Source organism: Stenotrophomonas sp. Steno-Z10-HUANG (assembly GCF_056393075.1).
The window spans coordinates 54,776-80,189 of sequence record NZ_JBWJPA010000001.1 but is presented as its reverse complement, the minus strand read 5'-3'; the positions used below and the strand labels follow the sequence as shown (position 1 = coordinate 80,189).

The window sequence follows — 25,414 nt, the reverse complement described above, 5'->3', positions numbered from 1 at the left end:
CCTACGGTACCGCGGGGCATGGCTGCACCTGCGTCGTGCCATCCCAACCTGCACAACGCATCGGCAACCTGCGCCCCTGCGGCAATGGCCATCGCAGCGTAGATGCGGGGCTTGCCCCGCATTCGGCCTTCCCGGTGAATCCCCGTGCCGGGCAAGCCCGGCACCTACGGTCCTGCGGTGGCGAGTACACCTGCGTCGTGCCACCCCGCGCGAACAGCGCCTCGGCAACCTATCTCCCTGCGGCAATGACCATCGCAGAGTAGATGCGGGGCTTGCCCCGCATTCGGCTTTCCCGGTGAAGCCCGTGCCGGGCGAGCCCGATGCCTATGGTCCCGCGGTCGCGCGCACACCTGCGTCGTGCCATCCCATCGCGAACAACGCATCGCAACCTGCCCCCTGCGGCAATGACCATCGCAGCGTAGATGCGGGGCTTGCCCCGCATTTGGCTTTACCGGTGAAGCCCGTGCCGGGCGAGCCCGGCACCTACGGTCCTGCGGTCGCGAGTACACCTACGTCGTGCCATCCCCCGCGCCAACAACGCATCGGCAATCTCCCTGCGGCAATGGCCATCGCAGCGTGGATGCGGGGCTTGCCCCGCATTCGGCGTTCCCGGTGAAGCCCCGTGCCGGGCGAGCCCGCGCCTACGCTTCGAACGGCAGGCCCTGCGCCACCGCCGCGGCGGTGATCGCCGCGCACGCGCTTTCGATGCCCGGGGTGGGCACGGTGATGCGCGGGCGCCGGTCTAGGGTACACGACAGGCCGGCATCGAGCAGAGTGGCGTGGGCGTCGTGCAGGGCCGTGGCGGTGGCCGGCGGCAGCCAGCCGCTGGTGGCCAGCGCGTCGATCAGGCGTGGGGTTTCGCGCGGCCCGCACAGCGCCGGGGCGCTCGCCGCGCCGGCCAGCACGCCGGTCTGCAGCAGGAACTCCAGGTCCACCAGGCCGCCGGCGCCCTGCTTGAGGTCCAGCCGCGCGGCATCGCTGCGGTCCAGTTCGGCGCGCATGCGCGCGCGCATCTTCAACACGTCGTCGAACAGGGTGCCGGGGTCGCGGGTGCGGCCCAGCGTGCTGCCGCGCACCTGCTCGAACGCGGCCAGCAGGGCGGCGTCGCCGGCGACGCCGCGGGCGCGCACCAGCGCCTGGTGTTCCCAGGTCCAGGCGCGCTCGCGCTGGTATTCGGTGTAGCTGGCCAGCGAGGACACCAGCGCGCCCTTGCCGCCGTCCGGGCGCAGGCGCACGTCGATGTCGTACAGGCGCCCGGCGGCGGTGACCGCCGACAGCAGGGCCATCACTTTCTGCGCCAGCCGCGCGAACCAGCGGCTGCTCTCCAGCGGGCGCCGGCCGTCGCTTTCCTCGGCCGCGGGCGGGTGGTCGTACAGGAACACCAGGTCCAGGTCGGACCCGAAGCCCAGTTCCAGCCCGCCCAGGCTGCCGTAGCCGATGATGGCGAAGCGCCCGCCGGGCACCTGGCCATGCGCGGCGGCCAGGTCGGCATGCGCCATGGCCAGCACGGTGTCGACCACGGCGTCGGCCAGCTGTGCCAGCTGCCGGGTGCAGTCCACCGCGCGCTGGCGGCCATCGTGGAAGGCCAGCGCCATGCGGAAGCTCAGCGCCAGGCGTACCTCGTTGAGCGCGCGCAGCGCGGCTTCCGGGTCGTCGATGGCCAGTGCCGCGGCGCACGCGTCGCGCATTTCCTGCGCCTCCGGCAGCGGCCCGGCCACGCGCGTGTCCAGCAGTTCGTCCAGCAGCAGCGGGAACGCCACCAGGCGTTCGGACAGCAGCGCGCTGCGCGCCAGCACGTTGACCAGCCGGGTAAGCGCGCTGGGTTGTTCGTCCAGCAGCGCCAGGTAGCTGGTGCGGCGCAGGATCGCCTGCAGCAGGCCGAGCACGCGGCGCAGCGCGGCGTCGGGCTGCGGCGAGCGGGTGGCCGCGTGCAGCAATGCCGGCAGCACCCGGTCCAGGCGCGCGCGCGCGGCGTCGGACAGCGATTTCACCCCGAGCGACTGCGCGAACTCGCGCAGCGATTGGTCGGCGCCGGCGGCGTCGGCGAAGCCGGCCACGGCCAGCACCTCGGCGTCGCCGCCACCGGGCAGCACCCGCCAGTAGCTGGACAGGGCATCGGGCGCGGCCTGGCCGCGGCGTGGCGCCAGCAGCGCGGCGAATTCGGTGGCCACGCACTGGCGCTGCTCGTCCAGCGCCACCAGCAGTTGGTCCCAGCCGGCATGGCCCAGGCCCAGCGCGATGCGCAGGCGGTCGTCGGCATCGGCCGGCAGGCGGTGGGTCTGCGCGTCGCGCAGCATCTGCAGGCGGTTCTCCAGGCGGCGCAGGAAGCGGTAGGCGTGGGCCAGCGCGGCGCCGTCGGCCGCGTCCATCTGCCCGGATTCCACCAGCGCCTGCAGCGCCGGCAGCAGCCGCCGTTCGCGCAGCGCCGGTTCGCGGCCACCGCGGATCAGCTGCAGCGCCTGGGCGAGGAACTCGATCTCGCGGATGCCGCCGGGGCCGCGCTTGATGTCGTCGAAGCGGTCGCTGCGTGCGACTTCGGCGGTGATCGCGGCCTTCATCTCGCGCAGGCCGTCGAGCGCGGTGAAGTCCAGGTAGCGGCGGTAGACGAACGGGCGCAGGGTTTCCAGCCAGGCCTCGCCGGCGGCGATGTCGCCGGCCACCGCGCGTGCCTTGATCCACGCATAGCGCTCCCAGTCGCGGCCCTCGCGCTGGAAGTACTGGTCCATGCCGGCAAAGGACAGCGCCACCCGCCCGGCGCTGCCGAACGGGCGCAGGCGCAGGTCGACGCGGTGGCAGAAGCCGTCGGCGGTGGTTTCGTCCAGCAGCCGCGCCAGGCGCTGGCCCAGCCGCGCGAAGTATTCCTCGGCCGCCAGCGGCCGCGCGCCGTCGGACTCGCCCGCCTGCGGGTAGGCATAGACCAGGTCGATGTCGGAGGAGAAATTGAGTTCGGCGCCGCCCAGCTTGCCCAGCCCGAACACCACCAGCCGCTGTGCGCTGCCGTCGTCGGCGCGGACCACGCCGTGGCGCTGGGCGAACTCCTGCTCCAGCGCGGCCAGCGCCAGCTGCAGGCAGTCCTCGGCCAGGGCGGTGGCGCCTCGCAGGGTGGCGTCGACGTCGTCCAGCCCGTTCACGTCGCGCCAGACCAGCCGGGTGGAGGCGGCGGCGCGGTAGCGGCGCAGCTGCGCCGGCCAGGCGCTGGGCTGCAGCGGGTCGAGCACGGGCAGCGGCAGCGGCGCGTCGACGGCCAGCTGCGCCAGCAGCTCCGGCTGCCGGCACAGGGTGTCGATGGCGAAATCGCTGGCCAGCGCCAGCCGCCGCAGGCCGGCCTCGAGGTCAGGGGCCTGCGGCCACTGCGCCGGGTCCGGCGCGGCGAGCCTGAGGCGGGCGATGGCGCGGTCGAGCAGGGCGGCCACGGGCGGGGGCAGATCGGAAATCGGCAAGGTCATGGGCCCATTCTGGCATTGCCGGGCGCCTGCCCCGCGAGGAGCGGAGGTTCCTGGACCGGTGATGTGGCAGCAGCACGCATCAATCATCAGGGAGAACCTTATGCGCACCACCCTCGATATCGCCGACGACGTGCTGTTTGCCGCCAAGGAGCTGGCACGCCGCGAGAAGAAGCCACTCGGCCAGGTGATCAGCGAGCTGGCGCGGCGGGCGTTCGCCCAGTCCGATGCACCCTGGGGCACGACCGGCGTGGCCGAACCCCTGGCCGATTACGGCATTCATCCGCTGCCGCCACGCGGCGTGGTGGTCAGCAATGAACTCATCGACCGCCTGCGCGACGAAGAGGGCATCTGATGCGTGCGTTGCTCGACGTGAACGTGCTGATCGCACTGCACGACAGCGACCACGTCCACCATCACCCTGCCTCGGCCTGGCTGCGCACGCATATCGCGCATGGCTGGGCCAGTTGTCCGCTTACCCAGAACGGTTGCCTGCGCATCATGTCCCAGCCCGGATACGCCAAGCCGCAACCGCTGGGCAGCCTGGTGAGCATGCTGGCGCGTTCCACGTCCACGCCCTTCCATGCGTTCTGGCCAGACGCCATCAGCGTGCTGGATCGCACGCATTTCCAGCACGCCTACATCCACAGTCCGCGACAGTTGACCGATCTGTACTTGCTGGCGCTCGCGGTGCACCACGGCGGGCGGCTGGTGACGTTCAACCGGCACATTGCGCTGAGTGCGGTAGCGGGCGCGCGGCCCGAGCACTTGGTGCAGTTGTAAGGCCGACCGCGGCACCGGGCACGGCACCGGGAGACCGCAAATAAAAAGCCCGCTGGCAGCGAACTGCCAGCGGGCTTTGCTCCCTCCCCCACGTCGGGATGCAGGGCGATCCTGCGGGGTCGGCGTACAAGTTGCACGCTGCAGTGCAAAAAAGCCGCCGGCACCGGCAAGGCCCCGGAAACGGCCCGTGGCCGGCCCCGCCGCCCCCGCATCGCCGGGCGAATGCCATCCCACGAAGGTAGAACACCGCCGGTGGCCGCCATCCGGGATAATCGGCCATCCCCACGAGCCAACGTCGTTTCCATGTCTGTAGAACGCATCCTGGACCCGCGCCTGCGCGAACGGGTCGTCTCCGCCGAACACGCCGCCAGCCTGATCCAGCCGGGCGAAACCGTCGCGATGAGCGGTTTCACCGGTTCCGGTTACCCCAAGGCGGTGCCGCAGTGCCTGGCCCAGCGCATCGAACAGGCGCACGCGCGCGGCGAGGAGTTCCGCATCAACCTGCTGACCGGCGCCTCGACCGCACCGGAGCTGGACGGCGCGCTGGCCAAGGTCGATGGCATCGCCATGCGCATGCCGTTCCAGAGCGACCCGGACGCGCGCAAGCGCATCAACGCCGGCAAGCTGGACTACCTGGACATCCACCTGTCGCACGTCGCCCAGCACGTGTGGTTCGGCTTCTACAACGAAATCGACACCGCGGTGGTCGAGGTCTCGGCGATCCACGCCGACGGCTCGCTGGTGCCGTCCACCTCGGTGGGCAACAACAAGACCTGGCTGGACCTGGCCAAGAAGGTGATCATCGAGGTCAACGCGTGGCAGCCGCTGGGCATGGACGGCATGCACGACGTCTATTACGGCACCGCGCTGCCGCCGCACCGCAAGCCGATCCCGCTGGTGCGCGGCGACGACCGCATCGGTCAGACCACGCTGCGCTGCGACCCGGACAAGATCGCCGCGGTGGTGCTGACCCACGCGCCGGACCGCAACAGCCCGTTCAACCCGCCCGATGCCGACAGCCAGCGCATCGCCGGGCACCTGATCGAGTTCCTCAAGCATGAAGTGGCGCGCGGCCGCCTGCCGGCCAACCTGCTGCCGCTGCAGTCGGGCGTGGGCAACATTCCCAATGCGGTGCTGGCGGGGCTGGCCAGCAGCGGCTTCCGCGACCTGGAAGCATTCACCGAGGTGATCCAGGACGGCATGCTCGAGCTGCTGCGCACCGGCGTGCTGCGCTATGCCTCGTGCACCGGCTTCGCGCTGAGCCCGGTGGCCACCGAGGAGTTCATGCGCAACATCGACTTCTACCGGCAGCGCATCATCATGCGCTCGCAGGAAGTGTCCAACCACCCGGAGCTGGTGCGCCGGCTGGGCTGCATCGGCATGAACGGCATGATCGAGGCCGACATCTACGGCAACATCAATTCCACCCATGTCATGGGCAGCAGCATCATGAACGGCATCGGCGGCTCGGGCGACTTCGCGCGCAACGGCTTCCTGTCGATCTTCCTGAGCCCGTCCACCGCCAAGAACGGCAGCATTTCCTCGATCGTGCCGATGGTCAGCCATGTCGACCACACCGAGCACGACGTGGCGGTGGTGGTCACCGAGCAGGGCCTGGCCGACCTGCGCGGGCTGCCGCCGCGGGCCCGCGCACGCACGCTGATCGCCAACTGCGTGCACCCGGAGTTCCGCGACCAGCTCAGCGATTATTTCGAGCGTGCCTGCCGCGACAGCTACGGCAAGCACACCCCGCACCTGCTGCCGGAGGCGCTGTCCTGGCACCAGCGCTGGCTGGACACCGGCACGATGAAGGCCTGAGGCCCGCATTTGCCGCACCGCATGAAGCCCGGGATTCCCGGGCTTCATGCGTTTACGGGCGGGCCCGGCTCAGCCGCCGGTCTGGTCCTTGACCGTCGTGGCCTGGCCGTTGGCCTTGACGCTGTTGATGCCGGCTTCGCGCGCGGCCTGCGATGCATACAGCTGGCTGCTGCCGATCACCTGGTGGTTGGCCGCCGTGAGGTTGAAATGGTAACGGCCGTCGCTGGCCGTCCTGCGCGCGTAGCGCGCGTCGTCGGCACAGTTGGCGCGTACCGAGGCGATGCCGTTCTCCGCGGCCGCGCGCGTGGTGTAGCGCTCGCTGCCCAGGATGACTTCGGCATTGCCGGCCTTGAGCACGAAGTGGAACTGGCTGTCACTGCTGCGATGCAACTCGAACCAACCCTTCATCAGGTTTCCCCCGCTGCTGGAGTCGCCGGCGCGCGACGCCGCGGCACCGCCGCCGCCCCGCTCCGGCCGGAGGCCCGCCGCAAGCGGGCCGCTGTGGCCGCGCAAAGCCCCACGGCCAGGCCCGAATCTACCCTTATCGGCCGCCGTGTTCGAGCCAGGCCAGCTTGCGGTCGCGTGGTTGCCGCTTCAGCTGCCACTCCGCGCGCGACGCGGCGGCGCGGTCGGCGTACTGGCGGACACCCAGCACGCGCAGCGGCGGGTGCGCGCGGGTGTAGCGCGCGCCCTTGCCGGCCGCATGCGCCTGGAAGCGCGCCTGCACGTCGGTGGTGATGCCGGCGTAGTAGCTGCCGCCGCTGCACTCCAGCAGGTACAGGAACCAGGCGCCGCCGGCCACGTTGCCCCCCGTCCGCGGCTTACAGGCTGGCGGCGTCGGCGATCTTGCACATGCCCTCGCCCACGGCCTTGTTCGAGGTCATCTGCCCGCCCTTGATGCTGAAACGCACTTCCACGCGGATGCTGCCGTCGTCCTGGCGGCGCACGGTGGTGCGCAGCGGCACGGTGGAACCGCCGCCACCGCGCACCGGGTTCTCGGCAGCGATGTAGCCGGTGCGCTCGTTCGGCGACACCGACACCATGCCCTCGGCCTCGATCGCGGCGACGGTCTTGCGGAAGGCTTCGGCGTAGCTGACGCCTTCGTGTTCGGTCGCGGCCAGGAACTGCTTGCCGGTGGTGAAGCCGCCGGTCACCGACAGATTCTGCAGGCAGCCACTGCCCGAGTCCTGGACCGGCTTTTTGGCCATGGCCAGTGCCGGCACTAGCATCAATGCCATCGCGACGGTGCAACTGAGGGTACGCATCACTTCCTTCTCCCTGGTACGGTGATTGATCGGCTTCCTGCCGGACGCGGCGCGTCCTGTTCCACACAGCAGGCGGGAGGCCTGGCGCCTCCCGCCGGGTAAGCTACTTGGAGCGGCCGGCCGTTGCCAGTGCAGGCGTCACACCCGCTCAGGCGGCCGCCTCCAGCCGCGCGCGGCGGCGCACCCGCACCGCCTCGGCCAGGCGCTCGAGCACCTGCACGGTGCTGTCCCAGCCGATGCAGCCGTCGGTGATGCTCTGGCCGTAGACCAATGGCTGGCCCTCGACCAGGTCCTGGCGGCCGGCGACCAGGTGGCTCTCGACCATGACCCCGACCACGCGCGATTCGCCCGCTTCCAGCTGCGCGGCGATGTCCGCGATCACCTGCGGCTGGTTCTCCGGTTTCTTGCTGCTGTTGGCATGGCTGGCGTCGATCATCAACCGCGCCGGCAGCTGCGCCCTGGCCAGCACCTCGCTGGCCGCCTGCACGCTGGCCGCGTCGAAGTTGGGCAGCTTGCCGCCGCGCAGGATGACGTGGCAGTCGGGGTTGCCGCGGGTGGCGACGATGGCGGTGCCGCCCTCCTTGGTGACCGACAGGAAATGGTGCGGATGCGAGGCCGCGCCCACCGCGTCGGCGGCGATCTTGACGTCGCCGGTGGTGCCGTTCTTGAAGCCCACCGGGCACGACAGCCCGGAGGCCAGCTCGCGGTGCACCTGGCTTTCGGTGGTGCGCGCGCCGATCGCGCCCCAGGCCACCAGGTCGGCGATGTACTGCGGCGAGATCACGTCGAGGAACTCCACGCCGGCCGGCAGGCCCAGCCGGTTGATGTCGCGCAGCAGGCCGCGCGCCACCCGCAGGCCCTTGTTGATGTTGAAGCTGCCGTCCAGGTCCGGGTCGTTGATCAGCCCCTTCCAGCCGACGGTGGTGCGCGGCTTCTCGAAGTACACGCGCATGACGATTTCGAGTTCGCCGCCAAGCGCGTCGCGCAGCGGGCGCAGGCGCTGGGCGTAGTCCATCGCCGCCACCGGGTCGTGGATCGAGCACGGCCCGACCACCACCGCCAGGCGGTCGTCATGGCCATGCAGGATGCGGTGCAGCGCGGCGCGGGCGTCGGCCACCGTCTGCGAGGCCTGCTCGTCGCAGGGCAGCAGCGAGATCAGGTGCGCCGGCGGGGTCAGCGGATCGAGCCGGCGGATGCGAAGGTCGTCGGTGTGGGGGGGCATTGCGGGGTCTCCGGTGTCAAGCGTGGTGGGGGCCCCAGCGGAAGGCGGCATGAAAAAAGCCGCCAGGTTCGCTGGCGGCTTTTCGGGAGTGCGTCTGAAAGTTCCTTCAGGGTGAGCGCAGTCCTTCCTCCGCCAGCGGCTTCGGAAAGTAGTACCAGAAGTAAAAGCTGGCGCGGGTTGCGTTCATGGGCAGCATTGATAACACGGTTTTTTGTGCGATGCGACAGTTTCAACCGCAACCGGGATTCACCCCCCGGGGCGCGATACTTGTGCGTCTTCCCCCCGATGCCCGGCGAGGCCCGGCCATGACCACCGACACCCTGCTGCAGGTCGCCTGCCCGCACTGCAACGCCATCAACCGCCTGCCGGCCGCGCGGCTGGCGCAGTCGCCCGCGTGCGGACGCTGCCACCGGCCGCTGTTCGCCGCCACGCCGGTGGCGCTCGACGCCGCCGCCTTCGAGGCTCACGCGCAGCGCTCGCAGCTGCCGCTGCTGGTCGACTTCTGGGCGGCCTGGTGCGGCCCCTGCCGGCAGATGGCACCGGAGTTCGCCAGGGCGGCCGCGCAGCTGGAGCCGCAGGTGCGTCTGGGCAAGCTCGACACCGAGGCCGAACCGGCGCTGGCGGCGCGCTTCGGCATCCGCAGCATCCCCACGCTGGTGCTGCTGCACGGCGGCCGCGAGCTGGCGCGCCAGTCCGGGGCGATGCCGGCCGGCGCGATCGTGCAGTGGGTGCGCGCGCAGTTGCGGTGAGCGCCCGGCATCGAAACAACCCGCATACCGTAGATGCGGGGCTTGCCCCGCATGAAGCTTCACCGCGAAAGCCCGGTGCGGGGCGAGCCCTGCACCTACGGCACGGTAGCTTCATCGCAAAAGCCATCGTGCGGGGCGAGCCTCGCCCCACAAGACACCCGGTCCGGCGACGGGGAACCGGAAAGCAGGAACCCCGCCTCGCGGCGGGGTTCCTTCGTGCAACGGCAGCGGTGAGGCTGCGGCGGACTTAGAAGTCCATGCCGCCCATGCCGCCCATGCCGCCCATGCCACCGGCAGCGGCCGGCTCGTCCTTCTTCGGGGCCTCGGCCACCATCGCTTCGGTGGTGATCATCAGGCCGGCGATCGAGGCGGCGTTCTGCAGCGCCGAACGGGTCACCTTGGTCGGATCCAGGATGCCGAACTCCAGCATGTCGCCGAACTCGCCCGAGGCGGCGTTGTAGCCGAAGCTGCCGGTGCCTTCCTTGACCTTGTTGACGATGACCGACGGCTCTTCACCGGCGTTGGCGACGATCTCGCGCAGCGGGGCTTCCATGGCGCGCAGGGCGATCTGGATGCCGTGGTTTTGGTCTTCGTTGGCGCCCTTCAGGCCGGCCAGCGCGGTGACCGCACGGATCAGGGCGACGCCGCCGCCCGGCACCACGCCTTCCTCGACCGCCGCACGGGTGGCGTGCAGGGCGTCGTCGACGCGGTCCTTCTTTTCCTTCATCTCGATCTCGGTCGAAGCACCGACCTTGATCACGGCAACGCCACCGGCCAGCTTGGCCACGCGCTCCTGCAGCTTCTCGCGGTCGTAATCGGAGGTGGTGTCCTCGATCTGCACCTTGATCTGCTTGACGCGCGATTCGATGGCGGCGGCATCGCCGGCGCCGTCGATGATGGTGGTGTTCTCCTTGGAGACCTGCACCTTCTTGGCGCGGCCCAGGTCCTTGATGGTGGCCTTCTCCAGCGACAGGCCCACTTCCTCGGAGATCACGGTGCCGCCGGTCAGCACGGCCATGTCTTCCAGCATCGCCTTGCGGCGGTCGCCGAAGCCCGGGGCCTTGACCGCCACGACCTTGACGATGCCGCGGATGGTGTTGACCACCAGGGTCGCCAGCGCCTCGCCTTCGATGTCCTCGGCGACGATCAGCAGCGGCTTGCCGGCCTTGGCCACGCCTTCCAGCACCGGCAGCAGGTCACGGACGTTGGAGATCTTCTTGTCGTGCAGCAGGATGAACGGGTCGTCCAGGTCGGCCGACTGCGCCTGCTGGTTGTTGATGAAGTACGGCGACAGGTAGCCGCGGTCGAACTGCATGCCTTCGACCACGTCCAGCTCGTTCTCCAGGCCCGAGCCTTCCTCGACGGTGATCACGCCTTCCTTGCCGACCTTCTTCATCGCTTCGGCGATGATGTTGCCGATCGACTCGTCCGAGTTGGCCGAGATGGTGCCGACCTGGGCGATGGCCTTGTCGTCGGCGGTGGGCTTGGAGATGTTCTTCAGCTCGGCGACGGCGGCCACGACGGCCTTGTCGATGCCGCGCTTGAGGTCCATCGGGTTCATGCCGGCGGCCACGGCCTTGGCGCCTTCGCGGATCAGGGCCTGGGCCAGCACGGTGGCGGTGGTGGTGCCGTCACCGGCGTTGTCGTTGGTCTTGGAAGCGACTTCCTTGACCATCTGCGCGCCCATGTTCTCGAACTTGTCGGCCAGTTCGATTTCCTTGGCGACGGACACGCCGTCCTTGGTGATGGTCGGGGCGCCGAAGCTCTTCTCGAGCACGACGTTGCGGCCCTTCGGGCCCAGGGTCGCCTTGACGGCATTGGCGAGAATGTTGACGCCGCGCACCATGCGCGAACGGGCGTCTTCACCGAAACGGATATCCTTGGCAGCCATTGCTATACCTCAGTGGATCAGGGTTTAAGGGGTCTTGGGAGTCGTTCGGAAACGCGGCTCAGCCGATCACGGCCAGCACGTCGTCCTCACGCAGCACCTTGTACTCGACGCCGTCGGCCTTGTAGGTGGAACCGGCGTACTGGCCGTAGATGACCTTGTCGCCGACCTTCAGCGCCGGGGCGCGGACGCTGCCGTTGTCCAGCGGCTTGCCGGGGCCGACGGCCACGACTTCGCCCTTGGTGGACTTTTCCTTGGCCGAATCGGGGATCAGGATGCCACCGGCAGAGACTTCCTCGGCTTCGATGGGCTTGACCACGACGCGGTCGTGCAGCGGCTTGATGCTCATGTGAGACCTCTTGGATGTTGGTGATGGGTCTGGAAAGTCCGGTGGTCGCCACCGCTGCCGTCCGGCAGCAGCGACGCCACGCCTAAAAACGCCCGTCGCCGGGCTTGGCTGGGAAATGGGGACCGCCGACGGGCTTTCAAGTGCCTGAACCCAACTTCCTGCGACCCCGCCACCGGTGCCCCCGGCGGCGGCGGCGGCATCTGCGACAATGCCGCGGATGGACGCCCGCCTTGTCTTCTGTACCTGCCCCGACGCCGCCACCGCCCAGGCGCTTGCCCGGCTGCTGGTCGAGCGGCGGCTGGCCGCCTGCGTGAACTTGTTGCCGCATATACAGTCTGTGTATCGCTGGCAGGAGCGGGTCGAGCAGGCGGAGGAAGTCCAGCTGCTGATCAAGACCACCGCCGATCGCCTGGACGCGCTGACCGCGGCGCTCCTGCAGCACCACCCGTATGAATTGCCGGAAATACTGGCCGTTTCCCCCAGCACGGGGCTGCCGGCCTACCTGGACTGGATCCGGGCCCAGACCCGCGAGGACCTGACTTGAAGATGCTGTTGCGCCGTTTCACCGCCCTGTGCCTGCTTACCCTCTGTGCCTTCCCGGCGCTGGCCCTGGACGAGAAGGACCTGCTGCCGGTCGACCAGGCCTTCGCCCTCCAGGTCCAGGCGGACACGCGCGACCGCATCGAGCTGCGCTGGGACATCGCCCCGGGCTACTACCTCTACCGCCACCGCACCAGCGTCAAGGCCGGGCCCGGGTTCAGCGCCGGCGCGCTGCAGATGCCGGCCGGGGAAAAGAAGCACGACGAATTCTTCGGTGACGTCGAGACCTACCACCGGCAGCTCAAGGCCACCCTGCCCGGCACCGCGGACGCCGCCGCCGGGACGGTGACGCTGGAGGTGCGCTACCAGGGCTGCGCCGATGCCGGCGTGTGCTATCCGCCGCAGAAGCGCACCGTCGAGGTCCGGCTGCCCGGCGCCGCGGCCACCCCTGCCGCGGCGACCGGCGCGCCGCTGTTCAACCCGCTGGCGCGCACCGACGGCGGCGGCCTGAAGCTGCCGGGCAGCGCCGCCACCCAGTCGCTGCCGCTGCCCTCGGAGCAGGCGTTCGGCTTCGAGGCGATCGTCGACGACGGCAACCGCCTGCTGCTGCGGTTCTCGCCGGCACCGGGCTACTACCTGTACCGCGACCGCACCTCGCTGGCGCTGGAAGGCGCGGCCGGGATCCGCACCGGCAAGCCGCAGTGGCCGGCGGGCACCTCGCACCGCGACGAGCATTTCGGCAACGTGGTGGTCTACTTCGACCAGGTCGACGTCCCGCTGCCGCTGCACCGCGAACGCGCCGACGCCAGCCCGGCGACGCTGGTGGCCACCTTCCAGGGCTGCCAGACCGACGGCATCTGCTACCCGCCGATGACCCGGCGGGTGCGGCTGTCGCTGCCCGCCGGCAAGGTCTCGCCCAGCGGCGAGGCCATGGTCACGCCGCTGGTGATCACGCCGCTGCCCAGCGGCCGCAAGCCCGCCGACCCGGTGGCCATCGACCCGGCCAACCCGCCCGCCCCGCAGCCGCTGGTGGTCCGTTCCAACGACAGCGGCAACGGCGCCGCCACCACGCCCGACGCCTCGGCCGACAACGCCGGCCGCAGCCAGCCGCCGGGCAGCGCCGGCGAGGATGACTCGCTGGCGTGGATCCTGCTGCTGGCGCTGGCCGGCGGCCTGGTCCTGAACCTGATGCCATGTGTGCTGCCGGTGCTGTCGCTGAAGGTGCTGGGGCTGGCGCAGAGCGGCGAGAGCCGCCAGCACGCCCGCCGCCACGCGCTGTGGTACACGCTGGGCGTGCTGGTGGCGTTCGCCGCCATCGGCGCGCTGGTGCTGGCCCTGCGCGCGGCCGGGCAGGCCGCCGGCTGGGGCTTCCAGCTGCAGCACCCGTGGTTCATCGCCGCGCTGGTGTACCTGATGTTCGTGGTCGGCCTGAGCCTGAGCGGTGTGTTCACCCTGGGCGGCAACCTCGGCGGCGTCGGCCAGTCGCTGGCGCAGCGCCAGGACGCGGCCGGCGACTTCTTCACCGGCGTGCTGGCCTGCGTGGTCGCCAGCCCGTGCATCGCCCCGTTCATGGGCCCGGCGCTGGCCTATGCGTTCACCGCGCCGGCGGCGGTGGCGATGCTGGTGTTCCTGGCCCTGGGGCTGGGGCTGGCACTGCCGTTCCTGCTGATCGGCTTCGTGCCGGCGCTGGCCCGGCGCCTGCCCAGGCCCGGCGCCTGGATGGAAACCTTCAAGCAGGTGCTGGCGTTCCCGATGTACCTGACCGCGATCTGGCTGCTGTGGGTGCTGGGCAAGCAGCGCGGCATCGACGCAATGGCGCTGCTGCTGGCCGGCGCGGCACTGCTGGCGCTGGGGCTGTGGTGGTTCGAGCGCAACCGCTGGCGCAGCCGCCGCGCGGGCATGGCGCTGGGCGCGGTGCTGGCGCTGCTGGCGCTGGTGCCGGTGTGGGGCGTGACCCGCATGGAACCGCCGGCACGCGCGGCCAGCGAGGGCACGGTGGCGTACTCGCCGGAAATGCTGGACCGGCTGCGCGCGGACAACCGCGTGGTATTCGTCAACATGACCGCCGACTGGTGCGTGACCTGCAAGGCCAACGAACGCAACGTGCTCGACCGCGATACGTTCCGCGACACCCTCAAGCGGGTGGACGCGGTGTACATGCGCGGCGACTGGACCAACGTGGATCCGCAGATCAGCGCGTTCCTGGAGCAGCACAAGGCGGTGGGCGTGCCGCTGTACGTGGTGTACGGGCCGGGTGCGCCGCCGCGCGTGCTGCCGACCGTGCTGACCCAGGCCATCGTCGAGGACGCGCTGCTGCGCGCGGCGCGCTGAGATGCGCAGCGCGGCAGGGTGGGTGGTGGGCATCGCCGCGGCGGCCGGGCTGGCCGCCGGCGCCTGGCTGAGCCGGCCCGCGCTGCCGCCGATGACCGAGCCGTCGACGCCGCCCGCGGCCACGGCGCCCGCGGCGCTCGCCCCGGGCGACCGGGTGCCCGCCTTCACCCTGCCCGACCTGGACGGCATGCCGGTGCGGTTCCCGGACCGCTTCCTGGGCCGGCCGCTGCTGATCAACGTCTGGGCCAGCTGGTGCGCGCCCTGCGTCGAGGAGATGCCGGAACTGGCGCGCTTCGCCGCCCGCCATGCCGACGACGGCCCGCAGGTGGTGGGGCTGGCACTGGACACCCATGAAGCCGTGCTCGATTTCCTCGGCAACGTGCCGGTGTATTACCCGATCGTGCTGGAGACCCCCGGCCCGGCCGACGCCAGCGTCAAACTGGGCAACCACCAGGGGCTGCTGCCCTACAGCGTGCTGATCGACGCGCAGGGGCGCGTGGTCCGGCAGAAGCTGGGCCCGTTCAAGGCCGGTGAGATCGAGGCGTGGGCCGGGCTGGACGAAGAAGTGCGCTAACCGCGGCGAACGTGACGCCAACATCCGCCAGCACGCCGCGCCCATGGCGCCCCGCGGACGCCGCGCGCATGCGTCCACACGACGCCCCGGGCACCCGGCGGGATCCCGGGCAATTTCAAACAATCGATTAAAACGTCGTCAATTTCGCCGAACTGGACAGTATTCCCCGGTTCGCTCACACTGCCGCCCTTTCCCGCCCACCGCTGGCCCATGGCAAAACTGCTGGTCCTCCACGGCCCCAACCTGAACCTGCTCGGCACGCGCGAGCCGGAGGTCTATGGGCACACCACGCTGGCCGACATCGACGCCGCGCTGGCGCGCCAGGCGCAGGCGGCGGGGCACGCGGTGGAGAGCCTGCAGTCCAACGCCGAGCACGTGCTGGTGGAGCGGGTGCAGGCCGCGCGCGGCGATGGTACCGGTTTCATCCTGATCAACCCGGCCGCCTTCACCCACACCTCGGTGGCGCTGCGCGACGCGCTGGCCGCGGTGGCCATCCCGTTCATCGAGATCCACCTGTCCAACCCCCACGCCCGCGAGCCGTTCCGCCAGCACAGCTATTTCAGCGACAAGGCGGTCGGCGTGGTCTGCGGCTTCGGCGCGGACAGTTACCGCTACGCCATGGACGCGGCACTGCTGCGGCTGTGACCCCCATTCCCGGGCGGTGCGCGCGAGCGCGCCACCGCCTACACCACCCAAGAGGCATCCTATGGACCTGCGCAAAATCAAGAAGCTGATCGACCTGCTGGAAGAGTCGAACCTGGCGGAGATCGAGATCAAGGAAGGCGAGGAATCCGTGCGCCTGTCGCGCACCCCGGTCGGCGGCTACGCGCCGGCGCCGGTGATGGCCGCCCCGGCCCCGGTCGCCGCCCCGGCCGCGGCCGCGCCGATGCCGATGAGCTCGCCGACCGAAGCGTCCACCGGCGGCACCGCCAAGCCGGGCAACGCCCTGCCGGACGGCCACGTGCAGCGCGCGCCGATGGTCGGCACCTATTACGCGTCGCCGTCGCCGGACAAGCCGCCGTTCGTCAGCGTGGGCCAGCAGGTCAAGGCCGGCGAGACCCTGGCGATCATCGAGGCGATGAAGATGTTCAACCCGATCGAGGCCGAGGTGTCCGGCACCGTGGTCGCCATCCTCGGCGAAAGCGGCAACCCGGTGGAGTTCGACCAGCCGCTGTTCGTGATCGCCTGAGGCGCCGGCCATGCTCGACAAGGTCGTAATCGCCAACCGGGGTGAGATCGCGCTGCGCATCCTGCGCGCGTGCCACACCCTGGGCATCCGCACGGTCGCGGTGCACTCCACCGTCGACCGCAACCTCAAGCACGTGGCCATGGCCGACGAATCGGTCTGCATCGGCCCGGCGCCGTCGTCGGAGAGCTACCTCAACATCCCGGCGCTGATCGCCGCGGCCGAGGTCACCGACGCCCAGGCCATCCACCCCGGCTACGGCTTCCTCTCCGAGAATGCCGATTTCGCCGAGCGCGTGGAGCAGTCCGGCTTCATCTTCATCGGGCCCAAGGCCGACACCATCCGCCTGATGGGCGACAAGGTCGAGGCGATCCGCGCGATGAAGGCCGCCGGCGTGCCGTGCGTGCCCGGCTCGGGCGGCCCGCTGGGCGACGACCCGGCGACCAACGTCAAGATCGCCCGCGAGATCGGCTATCCGGTGATCGTCAAGGCGGCCGGCGGCGGTGGCGGCCGCGGCATGCGCGTGGTCCACACCGAGGGCGCGCTGGTCAACGCCATCGCCACCACCAAGCAGGAAGCCAAGGCCGCGTTCGGCAACGACATGGTCTACATGGAGAAGTTCCTGGAGAACCCGCGCCACGTGGAGATCCAGGTGCTGGCCGACGGCCAGGGCAACGCCATCCACCTGGGCGAACGCGACTGCTCGATGCAGCGCCGCCACCAGAAGGTGGTGGAGGAAGCGCCGGCGCCGGGCATCACCCCGGAACTGCGCGAGGAGATCGGCAAGGTCTGCGTGGAAGCCTGCATCCGCATCGGCTACCGCGGCGCCGGCACCTTCGAGTTCCTGTTCGAGAACGGCCGCTTCTACTTCATCGAGATGAACACCCGCATCCAGGTGGAGCACCCGGTGACGGAGATGATCACCGGCATCGACCTGGTCGCCGAGCAGCTGAAGATCGCCGCCGGCCACAAGCTGTCGATCAAGCAGAGCGACATCAAGATCAACGGCCACGCCATCGAGTGCCGCATCAACGCCGAGGACCCGGAGACCTTCTTCCCGTGCCCCGGCACCATCACCGGCTTCTACCCGCCGGGCGGCCCCGGCGTGCGCGTGGACACGCACATCTACGGCGGCTACCGCGTGCCGGCCAACTACGACTCGATGATCGGCAAGCTGATCGTGCACGGCCCGGACCGCGACACCGCCATCGCCCGCATGCGGGTGGCGCTGAGCGAGATGGTCGTGGACGGCATCAAGACCAACGTCGCCCTGCAGCAGCGGATCATGCGCGACAAGGGCTTCCAGGCCGGTGGGCAGAACATCCACTACCTGGAAAAGCGCCTGGCCGAGCGCAAGAACCAGTCGATCGCGCTGACCTGAGCGCGGTGCGTCGCGGGTGAAGGAAGAAGGCGGGGAAACCCGCCTTCTTCCGTCTGCGCGGACGTATGGGGGTGCAACGGCCCCGGGCACCACGGCACCCGTGGCCGACAGGAGAAGGAAAACATCCGCCGCCTCGTCTAGGATGCCCGCTTCCGTTCTGCCGTCGCCGTCATCGCCATGCCCTTTCTCGAACTCACCCTGCGCTGCACCGAAGCCACCCAGCCCCGCTACGAGAACGCCCTGGAGGACGTCGGCGCGCTGGCGGTGACGATGCTCGACGCCGATGCCGACACCAGCAACGAACGCGCGATCCTGGAGCCGGGCGTGGGGCAGACGCCGCTGTGGAACGAATTGGTGCTGAGCGCACTGTTCCCGGCCGATACCAACGCGCTGGCGCTGCTGGCCGCGCTGGAATCGTTCGACGCCGGGCTGGACTGGAGCAGTGCCGGCTTCCGTTCGGTCCAGGACGAGGACTGGGAACGCGCCTGGCTGGACCAGTTCCAGCCCATGCAGTTCGGCCAGCGCACCTGGATCGTGCCGTGGAACCATGAACTGCCCGAAGCGGCGCAGGCCGCCGACGCCGCGGTGGTGCGGCTGGACCCCGGCCTGGCGTTCGGCTCGGGCACCCACCCGACCACCGCGCTGTGCCTGCGCTGGCTGGACCAGCTTTCGGCCGAGGGCGAACTGGCCGGCCGCAGCGTGCTCGACTTCGGCTGCGGCTCGGGCATCCTCGCCCTGGCCGCGCTCAAGCTCGGTGCCGCCGCCGCGGTGGGCGTGGACAACGACCCGCAGGCGCTCACCGCCACCGCCGACAACGGCGAGCGCAACGGCGTGCACATCGCCGCGTACCTGCCCGAGGACGAGCCGGCGGCGACCTACCCGGTGGTGGTCGCCAACATCCTGGCCTCGGCGCTGGACGCGCTGGCCGAACGGCTGGCGGCGCGGGTGGCGCCCGGCGGGCGCATCGCCCTGTCCGGCATCCTGCATGGCCAGGAAGGCGAACTGCTGGAACGCTACGCGCCGTGGTTCGTGCAGCTGGAAGCCGTGCAGGACGGCGACTGGATGCGCATTACCGGCGTGCGCCGTGCTTGAATGAACGCAGCGTCCGCGACCGACCTGCCATGAGCGAAGAAACCCCGCCGCCCCGTCCTTCGCTGGCCACGCTCCTGCGGAGCGGGGCCACACCGCCGCCGGACACCCCGCCCGCCCGCGACGGCGACGTCGATGGCGGTGGCGATGCGCCGCAACCGGTACCGCCCGCGGACGGGGCCGCCGACGGCGAAGCGCCGGCCCTGGGCGACGCCGCCGCGGACAGCGCGCAGGACGGCGACGGCCCGGCGCAGGAAAGCGGCAGCGCGCCGAGCTTCCTGCAGCGCTCCCCGGTGGCAACCGCCAGTGGCCGCCGCGCACCGCGCTGGCAGTGGCTGCTGCTGGCCGCGCTGGCCCTGCTGCTCGCCGTCCAGGTGGTGATCGCCGACCGCGCCACGCTGGCCGCGCGTCCCGGCTGGCGCCCGGTCGTGGCCGGCCTGTGCGCGGTGCTGCGCTGCAGCCTGCCGCCGTGGCACCAGCCCGCGGCCTACACCATGCTGCAGCGCGAAGTGCGGCCGCTGCCCGGGCGCCCGGGCGTGCTGCAGGTACAGGCCAGCTTCCGCAACGACGCGCGCTGGGCGCAGGCCTGGCCGGCATTGTCGTTGTCGCTGTCCGACGCCGACGGCCGGGTGATCGGGCGCCGCCTGCTGCAGCCGCGCGACTACCTGGGCAGCGCGCACGACCCCGCGCAGCGGCTGGAACCGGGACAGAGCGCGCAGGTCGCGTTCCTGCTGCGCGAGCCGTCGGCGGACACGGTGGCCTACGCGTTCGAGTTCCGCTGACCCGGCGCCCGACATGGCGGCCCCCTCGTTCACGCGCTAGACTCCCCACCCCATGCCGGGCGCGGCCGCGCCGGCTCCGCTGAATCCGGGAATTCCCTTGAACGCTGCCCCACCCCGTCCTGACAACAGTCGTGGCGCTCCGAAGCCGCCGCTGCGCGAACACGTCGCCCAGTCCGTGCGTCGCTACCTGCGCGATCTGGATGGCTGCGACGCCGACGATGTCTACGAGATCGTCCTGCGCGAGATGGAGATTCCGCTGTTCGTGGAGGTGCTCAACCACTGCGAGGGCAACCAGAGCCGCGCCGCGGCGCTGCTGGGCATCCACCGCGCCACCCTGCGCAAGAAGCTCAAGGAATACGGGCTGGCCTGAGTGGCGCCATCGCTGCGCGCTGGCGCCGCACGGCCTGCAATGCAAACCGTGGGCCCCGTCTTTCGCCCTGCATACCCCGCGCCTTCGGCGCGCCCCCTGACCCGGGGCTTTGCTCCGGATATATCCCCCACTGCCTGCGGTGGGTGCCGAGCGTTGGACGGCACGTCATCGGCAGCACCTGCCGGACAAGCCGGTGCTGCGCACCACCCCGAACGGGCAACCGGCAGTACCGGTCGTCACCGCCGCAACCGGACCGGCACGCTGCGCGCGGCTACAATACGGGCCCGCTTCCGCTTCCTTCCCCACCCCCATGTCCGCTGATCTGCTGCCCGTGCGCCGGGCCCTGCTGTCCGTTTCCGACAAGACCGGCCTGGTCGAACTGGCCCGCGCGCTGGCCGCGCACGGCGTTGAACTGTTGTCCACCGGCGGCACCGCCAAGGCGATCCGCGAGGCCGGCCTGCCGGTCAAGGACGTGTCCGACGTGACCGGCTTCCCGGAGATGATGGACGGCCGGGTCAAGACCCTGCACCCGATGGTGCACGGCGGCCTGCTCGGCCGCGCCGGCACCGACGATGCGGTGATGGCCGAACACGGCATCGCGCCGATCGACCTGCTGGTGCTGAACCTGTACCCGTTCGAGTCGGTCACCGCCAGGGCCGACTGCACGCTCGCCGACGCGGTGGAGAACATCGACATCGGCGGCCCGGCCATGCTGCGCAGCGCCGCCAAGAACTTCGCCCGCGTCGCCGTGGCCACCAGCCCGGACCAGTACGCCGCGCTGCTGGCCGAACTGGACGCCAACGGCGGCCAGCTGTCGGCGGCCAGGCGTTTCCAGCTGTCGGTGGCCGCGTTCAACCGCGTCGCCCAGTACGACGCGGCGATCAGCAACTACCTGTCGGCGATCAGCGACACCGCCGCCGCGGTGCCGGTGCGCGAGGAATACCCGGCGCAGATGAACTCCACCTTCGTCAAGGTGATGGACCTGCGCTACGGCGAGAACCCGCACCAGAGCGGCGTGTTCTACCGCGACCTGTACCCGGTGCCGGGCACCCTGGCCACGTTCGTGCAGCTGCAGGGCAAGGAGCTGAGCTACAACAACCTGGCCGACGCCGATGCCGCGTGGGAATGCGTGCGCCAGTTCGACCTGCCGGCCTGTGTCATCGTCAAGCACGCCAACCCGTGCGGCGTGGCGGTGGCCGCCGATGTCGGCGCCGCCTACGAGATGGCCTACAACACCGACCCGACCAGCGCGTTCGGCGGCATCCTGGCGTTCAACCGCACGCTGGACGCGGCCACCGCCAAGACCATCCTCGACCGCCAGTTCGTCGAAGTGCTGATCGCCCCGGACTACGAGCCGGCCGCGCTGGAGTACGCCACCAGGAAGGCCAACGTGCGGGTGCTGCGCATCCCGGCCGGCGACGCGCGCAACAACTACGACACCAAGCGCATTGGTTCTGGCCTGCTGATCCAGAGCGCCGACAACCGCGGCATGAGCGCCGACGAGCTGAAGACGGTGACCCGGCGCGCGCCGACCGCGGCCGAGCTGCGCGACCTGCTGTTCGCCTGGCGCGTGGCCAAGTACGTCAAGTCCAACGCCATCGTCTATGCCAGGGACGAGCGCACCATCGGCGTCGGCGCCGGGCAGATGAGCCGCGTGTACTCGGCGCGCATCGCCGGCATCAAGGCCGCCGATGCCGGGCTGGTGGTGCCCGGCTCGGTGATGGCCTCCGATGCGTTCTTCCCGTTCCGCGACGGCCTGGACGCCGCCGCCGAAGCGGGCATCACCGCGGTGATCCAGCCGGGTGGCTCGATGCGTGATGCCGAAGTGATCGCCGCGGCTGACGAACATGGCATCGCCATGGTGTTCACCGGCGTGCGCCACTTCCGCCACTGAGGCCGCAGGCATGGCGGCGGGCATGATCCGGACGCTGGCGGTACTGCTCGCCGCGCTCGTGCTGGCGTCGTGCCGGCAGGATGCGGCCACCCAGGACGGCGGCACGGCGCAGACGCCGGACGGCGATGCGGCCGTGCTGGCGCTGCTCAAGGCGCGTTACGGCGCGCCGGCGCGGCTCAAGGGCCCGTGGACGCAACGCCTCGACGACCCGCAGCTGGAGCCCGCGCGCCAGGTCCAGCGCGCGCTGTGCGCCGACCGCGGCATCACCCTTGCGGGCGGCCGCTATCGCATGCTGGCGGTCTGCACCCGCTATGCCGACGCGACCCCCGTGGAACTGGGCGTCAGCGATTTCATCGTGCTGCGCGAGGCCGCCGACGGCAGCGTGGGCGTCGCCGCCGAACTGCCGGGCCGGGCCAGCGGCAGCGGCGGCCAACCGGGCGCGATCAGCATCCTGCAGGTCGGCGCCGGCGCCTGGGCCTACCAGATCGACGAAGAGCGGGTGGTGGTGGGCGCGCGGATGCGCGACCGCAGCTGGCTGGTGTTCGACGGCGGCGACACGGTGGCCGAAGCGGGCTGGCTGCGTGCCCACCTGGACGACCAGAATGCGATCGACTGCGTCACCACCGGCAGCTGCCGGCCCGGGACGCTGGACCTGGATTTCGACGCCCGTCCGGACGACAGCGAGCCCGGACTGCGCTACTGGCCGTTGCGCGTGCACGAGGCCGGCAACGGCTGCACCGGCGCGGTGGATGCGCTGCATTCCATTGCCTACGATCCGACGCAATCGCGCTACCTGGTCCCGGCGCGCATGCAGCTGGAGGCCTGCGGCTGATGCGTTGGCGCCTGCCCCTGTTCCTGGCCGCTTGCCTGGCGGCGGCCACCGGGTGCGGCAACCACGCGCTCGACCAGGCGCAGCGCGTGGCCCTGCAGGAGATCGGCGCGCAGCTTCCGCGTCCCTACCGCGACGGGCTGGTGGTCGAATCGGTGCACCGCGACGGCGACGAGCTGGTGCTGGTGATCCGTTCGGCGGAGATCACCGTGGCCATGGCCAAGGCCAGGCCCGCCGTGTTCGACGCGCTGCGCGACGACGAGCAGGCCGCGATGCAGGCACTGTGCGCCGATCCGCTGTTCGCCCCGCTGCATGCCGCCGGCGGCGGCGTGCGCCGGCACTTCGTCGATGCCGACGGGGCGGTGTTCTTCGACGCCACGCTGAAAGCCTCCGATTGCCTTTCCCCTTGAATGCCCCCTACAGGAACTGCCCCATGAAAATCCTCGTCATCGGCGCCGGCGGCCGCGAACATGCGCTGGCCTGGAAGCTGGCCCGGTCCGCGCGCGTGAGCGAAGTGATCGTCGCCCCGGGCAATGCCGGTACCGCGACCGAAGCCAAGTGCCGCAACGTGGCGGTCAAGGTCACCGACATCGCCGGCCTGCTCAAGCTGGCGCAGGACGAGGCCGTCGGCTTGACCGTGGTGGGCCCGGAAGTGCCGCTGGTGGCGGGGGTGGTGGATACCTTCCGCGCGGCGGGGCTGCGCATCTTCGGGCCGACCGCCGCCGCCGCGCAGCTGGAAGGCAGCAAGGCCTTCGCCAAGGATTTCCTGGCCCGCCACGGCATCCCCACCGCGTTCTACGCGGTGCACACCGAGGTCGATGCGGCACTGGCCTATCTGCGCGAGAAGGGCGCGCCGATCGTGATCAAGGCCGACGGCCTGGCCGCCGGCAAGGGCGTGATCGTGGCGATGACGCTGGACGAAGCCGAGGCCGCGGTGCGCGACATGCTCAGCGGCAACGCCTTCGGCGATGCCGGCGCGCGGGTGGTGATCGAGGAATTCCTGGAGGGCGAGGAAGCCAGCTTCATTTCCATGGTCGATGGCCGCGTCGCGCTGCCGATGGCCACCAGCCAGGACCACAAGCGCGTGGGCGACGGCGACACCGGCCCCAACACCGGCGGCATGGGCGCGTACTCGCCGGCGCCGGTGGTGACGCCGCAGGTGCACGCCCGGGTCATGCGCGAAGTGGTCGAGCCGACCGTGGCCGGCATGATCGCCGACGGCGTGCCGTTCACCGGCTTCCTGTACGCCGGGCTGATGATCGACGCCACGGGCGCACCGAAGGTGATCGAGTTCAACGTGCGCTTCGGCGACCCGGAAACCCAGCCGGTGATGCTGCGCCTGCAGTCGGACCTGGTCGACCTGCTCGAAGCGGCCATCGACGGTGCCTTGGCCGGCGTGGACGCTCAATGGGATCCGCGCCCGTCGCTGGGCGTGGTGATGGCAGCAAAGCCGTACCCGGACACGCCGATCACCGGCGATGTGATCAGCGGCCTGGATGACGTACCGGCCAGCGCCAAGGTGTTCCATGCCGGCACCGCGCTGGACGCCGACGGCAACGTGGTCAGCGCCGGTGGCCGCGTGCTGTGCGTGGCCGCGCTGGGCGACAGCGTCGGCGACGCGCAGGCCCATGCCTACGCCGGCGTGGCGAAGATCCACTGGGCCAACGAATTCCACCGCAGCGACATCGGCTGGCGCGCGATCGCACGCGAGCAGCAGTAAGCCACCGGGGTGACGGAAGATGAGAAGGGCGGCCTTGGGGCCGCCCTTTTCGTTGCCTCCCTCTGCCGGCGGGATGGAACACGGCCCATGGCGGCGAGAGGCGCAAGGCACAGAGCTGCCGCTACCGCTTCCTTCAGCGATGCACGCTGCCGATGCTCGCCGCCGGGTAACGTGCACCGGCGGCCACGTCCACCGGGAACACCGCGTCGATGCGGGCCAGTTCGTCGGCATCCAGCACCACGTCCAGCGCGTCCAAGTTTTCCTCCAGGTAGGCCAGGCGCTTGGTACCCGGGATCGGCACCAGGTCTTCGCCCTGGGCCAGTACCCAGGCCAGGGCCAGTTGCCCGGGACTGATGCCCCTGGCGGCGGCAATCGCGTTGACCTGCTCCACCAACGCGAGGTTCCGGGCGAAGTTCTCGCCCTGGAAGCGCGGCGAATTGCGCCGGTAGTCACCGTCCTCGAAATCGTCCGGGCTGCGGATCGCGCCGGTCAGGAAGCCGCGGCCCAGCGGCGAGTACGGCACGAAACCAATGCCCAGCTCACGCACCGTATGCAGCACGCCGTTGTGCTCGGGTTCGCGCGACCACAGCGAGTACTCGGTCTGCAGCGCGGTGATCGGGTGCACCGCATGCGCGCGGCGGATCGTCTCCGGCGCCGCCTCGGACAGGCCCAGCCAGCGCACCTTGCCCTGCTCGACCAGCCGCGCCATCGCGCCCACCGTTTCCTCGATCGGCACCTGCGGGTCCACGCGGTGCTGGTAGTACAGGTCGATGTGCTCCACGCCCAGCCGCTGCAGGCTGGCCTCGCAGGCGGCCTGCACGTATTCGGGGCGGCCATCGACGCCACGCGCCTGCGGGTCGGACGGGTCCAGGCGGACGCCGAACTTGGTGGCCAGCACCACCTGCCCGCGGCGCCCGGCGATGGCACGGCCGACCAGCCTTTCATTGGTATGCGGGCCGTACATGTCGGCGGTGTCGAGCAGGGTGACGCCGCGTTCCAGCGCGCGCTGGATCACCGCGATGGCCGCGGCATCGTCGCCACGGCCGCCGTAGAACGCGCTCATGCCCATGCAGCCAAGGCCGAGGGCGGAAACCACGGGGCCGTCGCGGCCAAGGGTGCGGGTCTGCATGGCAATGCTCCAGAACGGGGGACGCCACTGTAGGGCGCGGGAACCCAGCGATAAATCGGGGTAATCTGCAAC

25 protein-coding genes are annotated in these 25,414 nt (G+C 70.6%); 17 read left to right on the top strand and 8 right to left on the bottom strand.

The features are described 5' to 3' along the window. Positions 1-641: 641 nt before the first annotated feature. Positions 642-3,446 carry a bifunctional [glutamate--ammonia ligase]-adenylyl-L-tyrosine phosphorylase/[glutamate--ammonia-ligase] adenylyltransferase gene (gene glnE / locus AC06E6_RS00390; protein ID WP_478059845.1) on the bottom strand — a complete coding sequence of 935 codons (2,805 nt, stop codon included), beginning with the start codon at positions 3,444-3,446 and terminating at the stop codon, positions 642-644. A gap of 100 nt (positions 3,447-3,546) precedes the next feature. Between glnE and AC06E6_RS00385 the strand changes: the two genes are divergently transcribed. The 3 genes from AC06E6_RS00385 to AC06E6_RS00375 all read left to right on the top strand — a co-directional run bounded on the left by AC06E6_RS00385 (position 3,547) and on the right by AC06E6_RS00375 (position 6,044). After that, entirely contained in the window at positions 3,547-3,798 is a 252-nt protein-coding gene (locus tag AC06E6_RS00385) for a hypothetical protein (RefSeq protein ID WP_054667729.1), read from the top strand. Beyond that, the gene (locus tag AC06E6_RS00380) at positions 3,798-4,226 is read left to right on the top strand and encodes a TA system VapC family ribonuclease toxin (RefSeq protein WP_104939686.1); all 429 of its coding nucleotides are present in this window, start codon (positions 3,798-3,800) and stop codon (positions 4,224-4,226) included. Before AC06E6_RS00385 ends, AC06E6_RS00380 begins: the two co-directional genes overlap by 1 nt. Before the next feature lie 303 nt (positions 4,227-4,529). Further along, the gene (locus AC06E6_RS00375) at positions 4,530-6,044 is read left to right on the top strand and encodes an acetyl-CoA hydrolase/transferase family protein (RefSeq protein WP_104939687.1); all 1,515 of its coding nucleotides are present in this window, start codon (positions 4,530-4,532) and stop codon (positions 6,042-6,044) included. Between the two features lie 69 nt (positions 6,045-6,113). Here the strand turns inward: AC06E6_RS00375 and AC06E6_RS00370 are convergent, their stop codons facing one another. The 4 genes from AC06E6_RS00370 to AC06E6_RS00355 all read right to left on the bottom strand — a co-directional run bounded on the left by AC06E6_RS00370 (position 6,114) and on the right by AC06E6_RS00355 (position 8,531). Next, entirely contained in the window at positions 6,114-6,452 is a 339-nt protein-coding gene (locus AC06E6_RS00370; protein WP_478059843.1) for a YegP family protein, read from the bottom strand. Between the two features lie 133 nt (positions 6,453-6,585). Continuing rightward, the gene (locus tag AC06E6_RS00365; protein WP_104939689.1) at positions 6,586-6,846 is read right to left on the bottom strand and encodes a GIY-YIG nuclease family protein; all 261 of its coding nucleotides are present in this window, start codon (positions 6,844-6,846) and stop codon (positions 6,586-6,588) included. A gap of 19 nt (positions 6,847-6,865) precedes the next feature. Then, complete coding sequence (locus tag AC06E6_RS00360) at positions 6,866-7,309, bottom strand: hypothetical protein (protein ID WP_161615507.1); 444 nt, start codon at positions 7,307-7,309, stop codon at positions 6,866-6,868. A 148-nt stretch (positions 7,310-7,457) separates the two neighbouring features. Continuing rightward, positions 7,458-8,531 carry a 3-deoxy-7-phosphoheptulonate synthase gene (locus AC06E6_RS00355; protein ID WP_478059840.1) on the bottom strand — a complete coding sequence of 358 codons (1,074 nt, stop codon included), beginning with the start codon at positions 8,529-8,531 and terminating at the stop codon, positions 7,458-7,460. Between the two features lie 305 nt (positions 8,532-8,836). Between AC06E6_RS00355 and trxC the strand changes: the two genes are divergently transcribed. After that, the gene (gene trxC, locus AC06E6_RS00350; RefSeq protein WP_104939692.1) at positions 8,837-9,280 is read left to right on the top strand and encodes a thioredoxin TrxC; all 444 of its coding nucleotides are present in this window, start codon (positions 8,837-8,839) and stop codon (positions 9,278-9,280) included. 247 nt (positions 9,281-9,527) lie between these two features. On the opposite strand, the gene groL is transcribed toward trxC, so the two are convergent. Further along, a complete protein-coding gene (gene groL / locus AC06E6_RS00345; RefSeq protein WP_104939693.1) occupies positions 9,528-11,171 on the bottom strand; it encodes a chaperonin GroEL in 1,644 nt (547 codons plus the stop codon). A gap of 58 nt (positions 11,172-11,229) precedes the next feature. After that, a complete protein-coding gene (locus AC06E6_RS00340) occupies positions 11,230-11,517 on the bottom strand; it encodes a co-chaperone GroES (protein ID WP_104939694.1) in 288 nt (95 codons plus the stop codon). 217 nt (positions 11,518-11,734) lie between these two features. Between AC06E6_RS00340 and cutA the strand changes: the two genes are divergently transcribed. The 13 genes from cutA (at position 11,735) to purD (ending at position 24,213) form a co-directional block, all read left to right on the top strand. Next, a complete protein-coding gene (gene cutA / locus AC06E6_RS00335; protein WP_430543488.1) occupies positions 11,735-12,061 on the top strand; it encodes a divalent-cation tolerance protein CutA in 327 nt (108 codons plus the stop codon). 2 nt (positions 12,062-12,063) lie between these two features. Then, positions 12,064-14,388 carry a protein-disulfide reductase DsbD family protein gene (locus AC06E6_RS00330; RefSeq protein ID WP_478060255.1) on the top strand — a complete coding sequence of 775 codons (2,325 nt, stop codon included), beginning with the start codon at positions 12,064-12,066 and terminating at the stop codon, positions 14,386-14,388. A 1-nt stretch (position 14,389) separates the two neighbouring features. Next, positions 14,390-14,962, top strand: coding sequence for a TlpA disulfide reductase family protein (locus tag AC06E6_RS00325; RefSeq protein WP_313230308.1), 573 nt, complete (start codon positions 14,390-14,392; stop codon positions 14,960-14,962). Positions 14,963-15,172: 210 nt separating this feature from the next. Then, on the top strand, positions 15,173-15,607 hold the full coding sequence (gene aroQ, locus AC06E6_RS00320; RefSeq protein WP_054667749.1) for a type II 3-dehydroquinate dehydratase: 435 nt from the start codon (positions 15,173-15,175) through the stop codon (positions 15,605-15,607). A gap of 61 nt (positions 15,608-15,668) precedes the next feature. Continuing rightward, entirely contained in the window at positions 15,669-16,151 is a 483-nt protein-coding gene (gene accB / locus AC06E6_RS00315; RefSeq protein WP_104939697.1) for an acetyl-CoA carboxylase biotin carboxyl carrier protein, read from the top strand. Positions 16,152-16,161: 10 nt separating this feature from the next. Continuing rightward, entirely contained in the window at positions 16,162-17,529 is a 1,368-nt protein-coding gene (gene accC / locus AC06E6_RS00310; protein ID WP_104939698.1) for an acetyl-CoA carboxylase biotin carboxylase subunit, read from the top strand. A 177-nt stretch (positions 17,530-17,706) separates the two neighbouring features. Continuing rightward, entirely contained in the window at positions 17,707-18,621 is a 915-nt protein-coding gene (gene prmA, locus AC06E6_RS00305) for a 50S ribosomal protein L11 methyltransferase (RefSeq protein ID WP_104939699.1), read from the top strand. A gap of 29 nt (positions 18,622-18,650) precedes the next feature. Next, the gene (locus AC06E6_RS00300) at positions 18,651-19,400 is read left to right on the top strand and encodes a DUF3426 domain-containing protein (RefSeq protein WP_478059835.1); all 750 of its coding nucleotides are present in this window, start codon (positions 18,651-18,653) and stop codon (positions 19,398-19,400) included. A 97-nt stretch (positions 19,401-19,497) separates the two neighbouring features. After that, a complete protein-coding gene (fis, locus tag AC06E6_RS00295) occupies positions 19,498-19,770 on the top strand; it encodes a DNA-binding transcriptional regulator Fis (protein ID WP_054667755.1) in 273 nt (90 codons plus the stop codon). Between the two features lie 310 nt (positions 19,771-20,080). Next, positions 20,081-21,664, top strand: a complete 1,584-nt coding sequence (purH, locus tag AC06E6_RS00290; protein WP_240212358.1) for a bifunctional phosphoribosylaminoimidazolecarboxamide formyltransferase/IMP cyclohydrolase — start codon at positions 20,081-20,083, stop codon at positions 21,662-21,664. Positions 21,665-21,686: 22 nt separating this feature from the next. Further along, complete coding sequence (locus tag AC06E6_RS00285; RefSeq protein ID WP_478059833.1) at positions 21,687-22,496, top strand: hypothetical protein; 810 nt, start codon at positions 21,687-21,689, stop codon at positions 22,494-22,496. Then, positions 22,496-22,903, top strand: a complete 408-nt coding sequence (locus tag AC06E6_RS00280) for a hypothetical protein (protein WP_161614944.1) — start codon at positions 22,496-22,498, stop codon at positions 22,901-22,903. The genes AC06E6_RS00285 and AC06E6_RS00280 overlap by 1 nt, the downstream gene beginning before the upstream one ends. Positions 22,904-22,926: 23 nt before the next feature. Then, positions 22,927-24,213, top strand: a complete 1,287-nt coding sequence (purD, locus tag AC06E6_RS00275) for a phosphoribosylamine--glycine ligase (RefSeq protein ID WP_478059831.1) — start codon at positions 22,927-22,929, stop codon at positions 24,211-24,213. Between the two features lie 133 nt (positions 24,214-24,346). Here the strand turns inward: purD and AC06E6_RS00270 are convergent, their stop codons facing one another. Beyond that, positions 24,347-25,342 carry an aldo/keto reductase gene (locus AC06E6_RS00270; protein ID WP_478059829.1) on the bottom strand — a complete coding sequence of 332 codons (996 nt, stop codon included), beginning with the start codon at positions 25,340-25,342 and terminating at the stop codon, positions 24,347-24,349. Positions 25,343-25,414: the final 72 nt, after the last annotated feature.

What these genes read in the sequence shown, in the direction of transcription:
- purD (WP_478059831.1), top strand. Translation starts at nt 22,927, where the DNA reads ATGAAAATCCTCGTCATCGGCGCCGGCGGCCGCGAACATGCGCTGGCC.
- AC06E6_RS00355 (WP_478059840.1), bottom strand. Translation starts at nt 8,531, where the DNA reads ATGCCCCCCCACACCGACGACCTTCGCATCCGCCGGCTCGATCCGCTG.
- AC06E6_RS00300 (WP_478059835.1), top strand. Translation starts at nt 18,651, where the DNA reads ATGAGCGAAGAAACCCCGCCGCCCCGTCCTTCGCTGGCCACGCTCCTG.
- AC06E6_RS00385 (WP_054667729.1), top strand. Translation starts at nt 3,547, where the DNA reads ATGCGCACCACCCTCGATATCGCCGACGACGTGCTGTTTGCCGCCAAG.
- AC06E6_RS00330 (WP_478060255.1), top strand. Translation starts at nt 12,064, where the DNA reads ATGCTGTTGCGCCGTTTCACCGCCCTGTGCCTGCTTACCCTCTGTGCC.
- AC06E6_RS00270 (WP_478059829.1), bottom strand. Translation starts at nt 25,342, where the DNA reads ATGCAGACCCGCACCCTTGGCCGCGACGGCCCCGTGGTTTCCGCCCTC.
- AC06E6_RS00375 (WP_104939687.1), top strand. Translation starts at nt 4,530, where the DNA reads ATGTCTGTAGAACGCATCCTGGACCCGCGCCTGCGCGAACGGGTCGTC.
- glnE (WP_478059845.1), bottom strand. Translation starts at nt 3,446, where the DNA reads ATGACCTTGCCGATTTCCGATCTGCCCCCGCCCGTGGCCGCCCTGCTC.
- AC06E6_RS00280 (WP_161614944.1), top strand. Translation starts at nt 22,496, where the DNA reads ATGCGTTGGCGCCTGCCCCTGTTCCTGGCCGCTTGCCTGGCGGCGGCC.
- prmA (WP_104939699.1), top strand. Translation starts at nt 17,707, where the DNA reads ATGCCCTTTCTCGAACTCACCCTGCGCTGCACCGAAGCCACCCAGCCC.
- groL (WP_104939693.1), bottom strand. Translation starts at nt 11,171, where the DNA reads ATGGCTGCCAAGGATATCCGTTTCGGTGAAGACGCCCGTTCGCGCATG.
- aroQ (WP_054667749.1), top strand. Translation starts at nt 15,173, where the DNA reads ATGGCAAAACTGCTGGTCCTCCACGGCCCCAACCTGAACCTGCTCGGC.
- cutA (WP_430543488.1), top strand. Translation starts at nt 11,735, where the DNA reads ATGGACGCCCGCCTTGTCTTCTGTACCTGCCCCGACGCCGCCACCGCC.
- AC06E6_RS00325 (WP_313230308.1), top strand. Translation starts at nt 14,390, where the DNA reads ATGCGCAGCGCGGCAGGGTGGGTGGTGGGCATCGCCGCGGCGGCCGGG.
- AC06E6_RS00340 (WP_104939694.1), bottom strand. Translation starts at nt 11,517, where the DNA reads ATGAGCATCAAGCCGCTGCACGACCGCGTCGTGGTCAAGCCCATCGAA.
- AC06E6_RS00285 (WP_478059833.1), top strand. Translation starts at nt 21,687, where the DNA reads ATGATCCGGACGCTGGCGGTACTGCTCGCCGCGCTCGTGCTGGCGTCG.
- accC (WP_104939698.1), top strand. Translation starts at nt 16,162, where the DNA reads ATGCTCGACAAGGTCGTAATCGCCAACCGGGGTGAGATCGCGCTGCGC.
- AC06E6_RS00380 (WP_104939686.1), top strand. Translation starts at nt 3,798, where the DNA reads ATGCGTGCGTTGCTCGACGTGAACGTGCTGATCGCACTGCACGACAGC.
- accB (WP_104939697.1), top strand. Translation starts at nt 15,669, where the DNA reads ATGGACCTGCGCAAAATCAAGAAGCTGATCGACCTGCTGGAAGAGTCG.
- purH (WP_240212358.1), top strand. Translation starts at nt 20,081, where the DNA reads ATGTCCGCTGATCTGCTGCCCGTGCGCCGGGCCCTGCTGTCCGTTTCC.
- AC06E6_RS00370 (WP_478059843.1), bottom strand. Translation starts at nt 6,452, where the DNA reads ATGAAGGGTTGGTTCGAGTTGCATCGCAGCAGTGACAGCCAGTTCCAC.
- AC06E6_RS00360 (WP_161615507.1), bottom strand. Translation starts at nt 7,309, where the DNA reads ATGCGTACCCTCAGTTGCACCGTCGCGATGGCATTGATGCTAGTGCCG.
- trxC (WP_104939692.1), top strand. Translation starts at nt 8,837, where the DNA reads ATGACCACCGACACCCTGCTGCAGGTCGCCTGCCCGCACTGCAACGCC.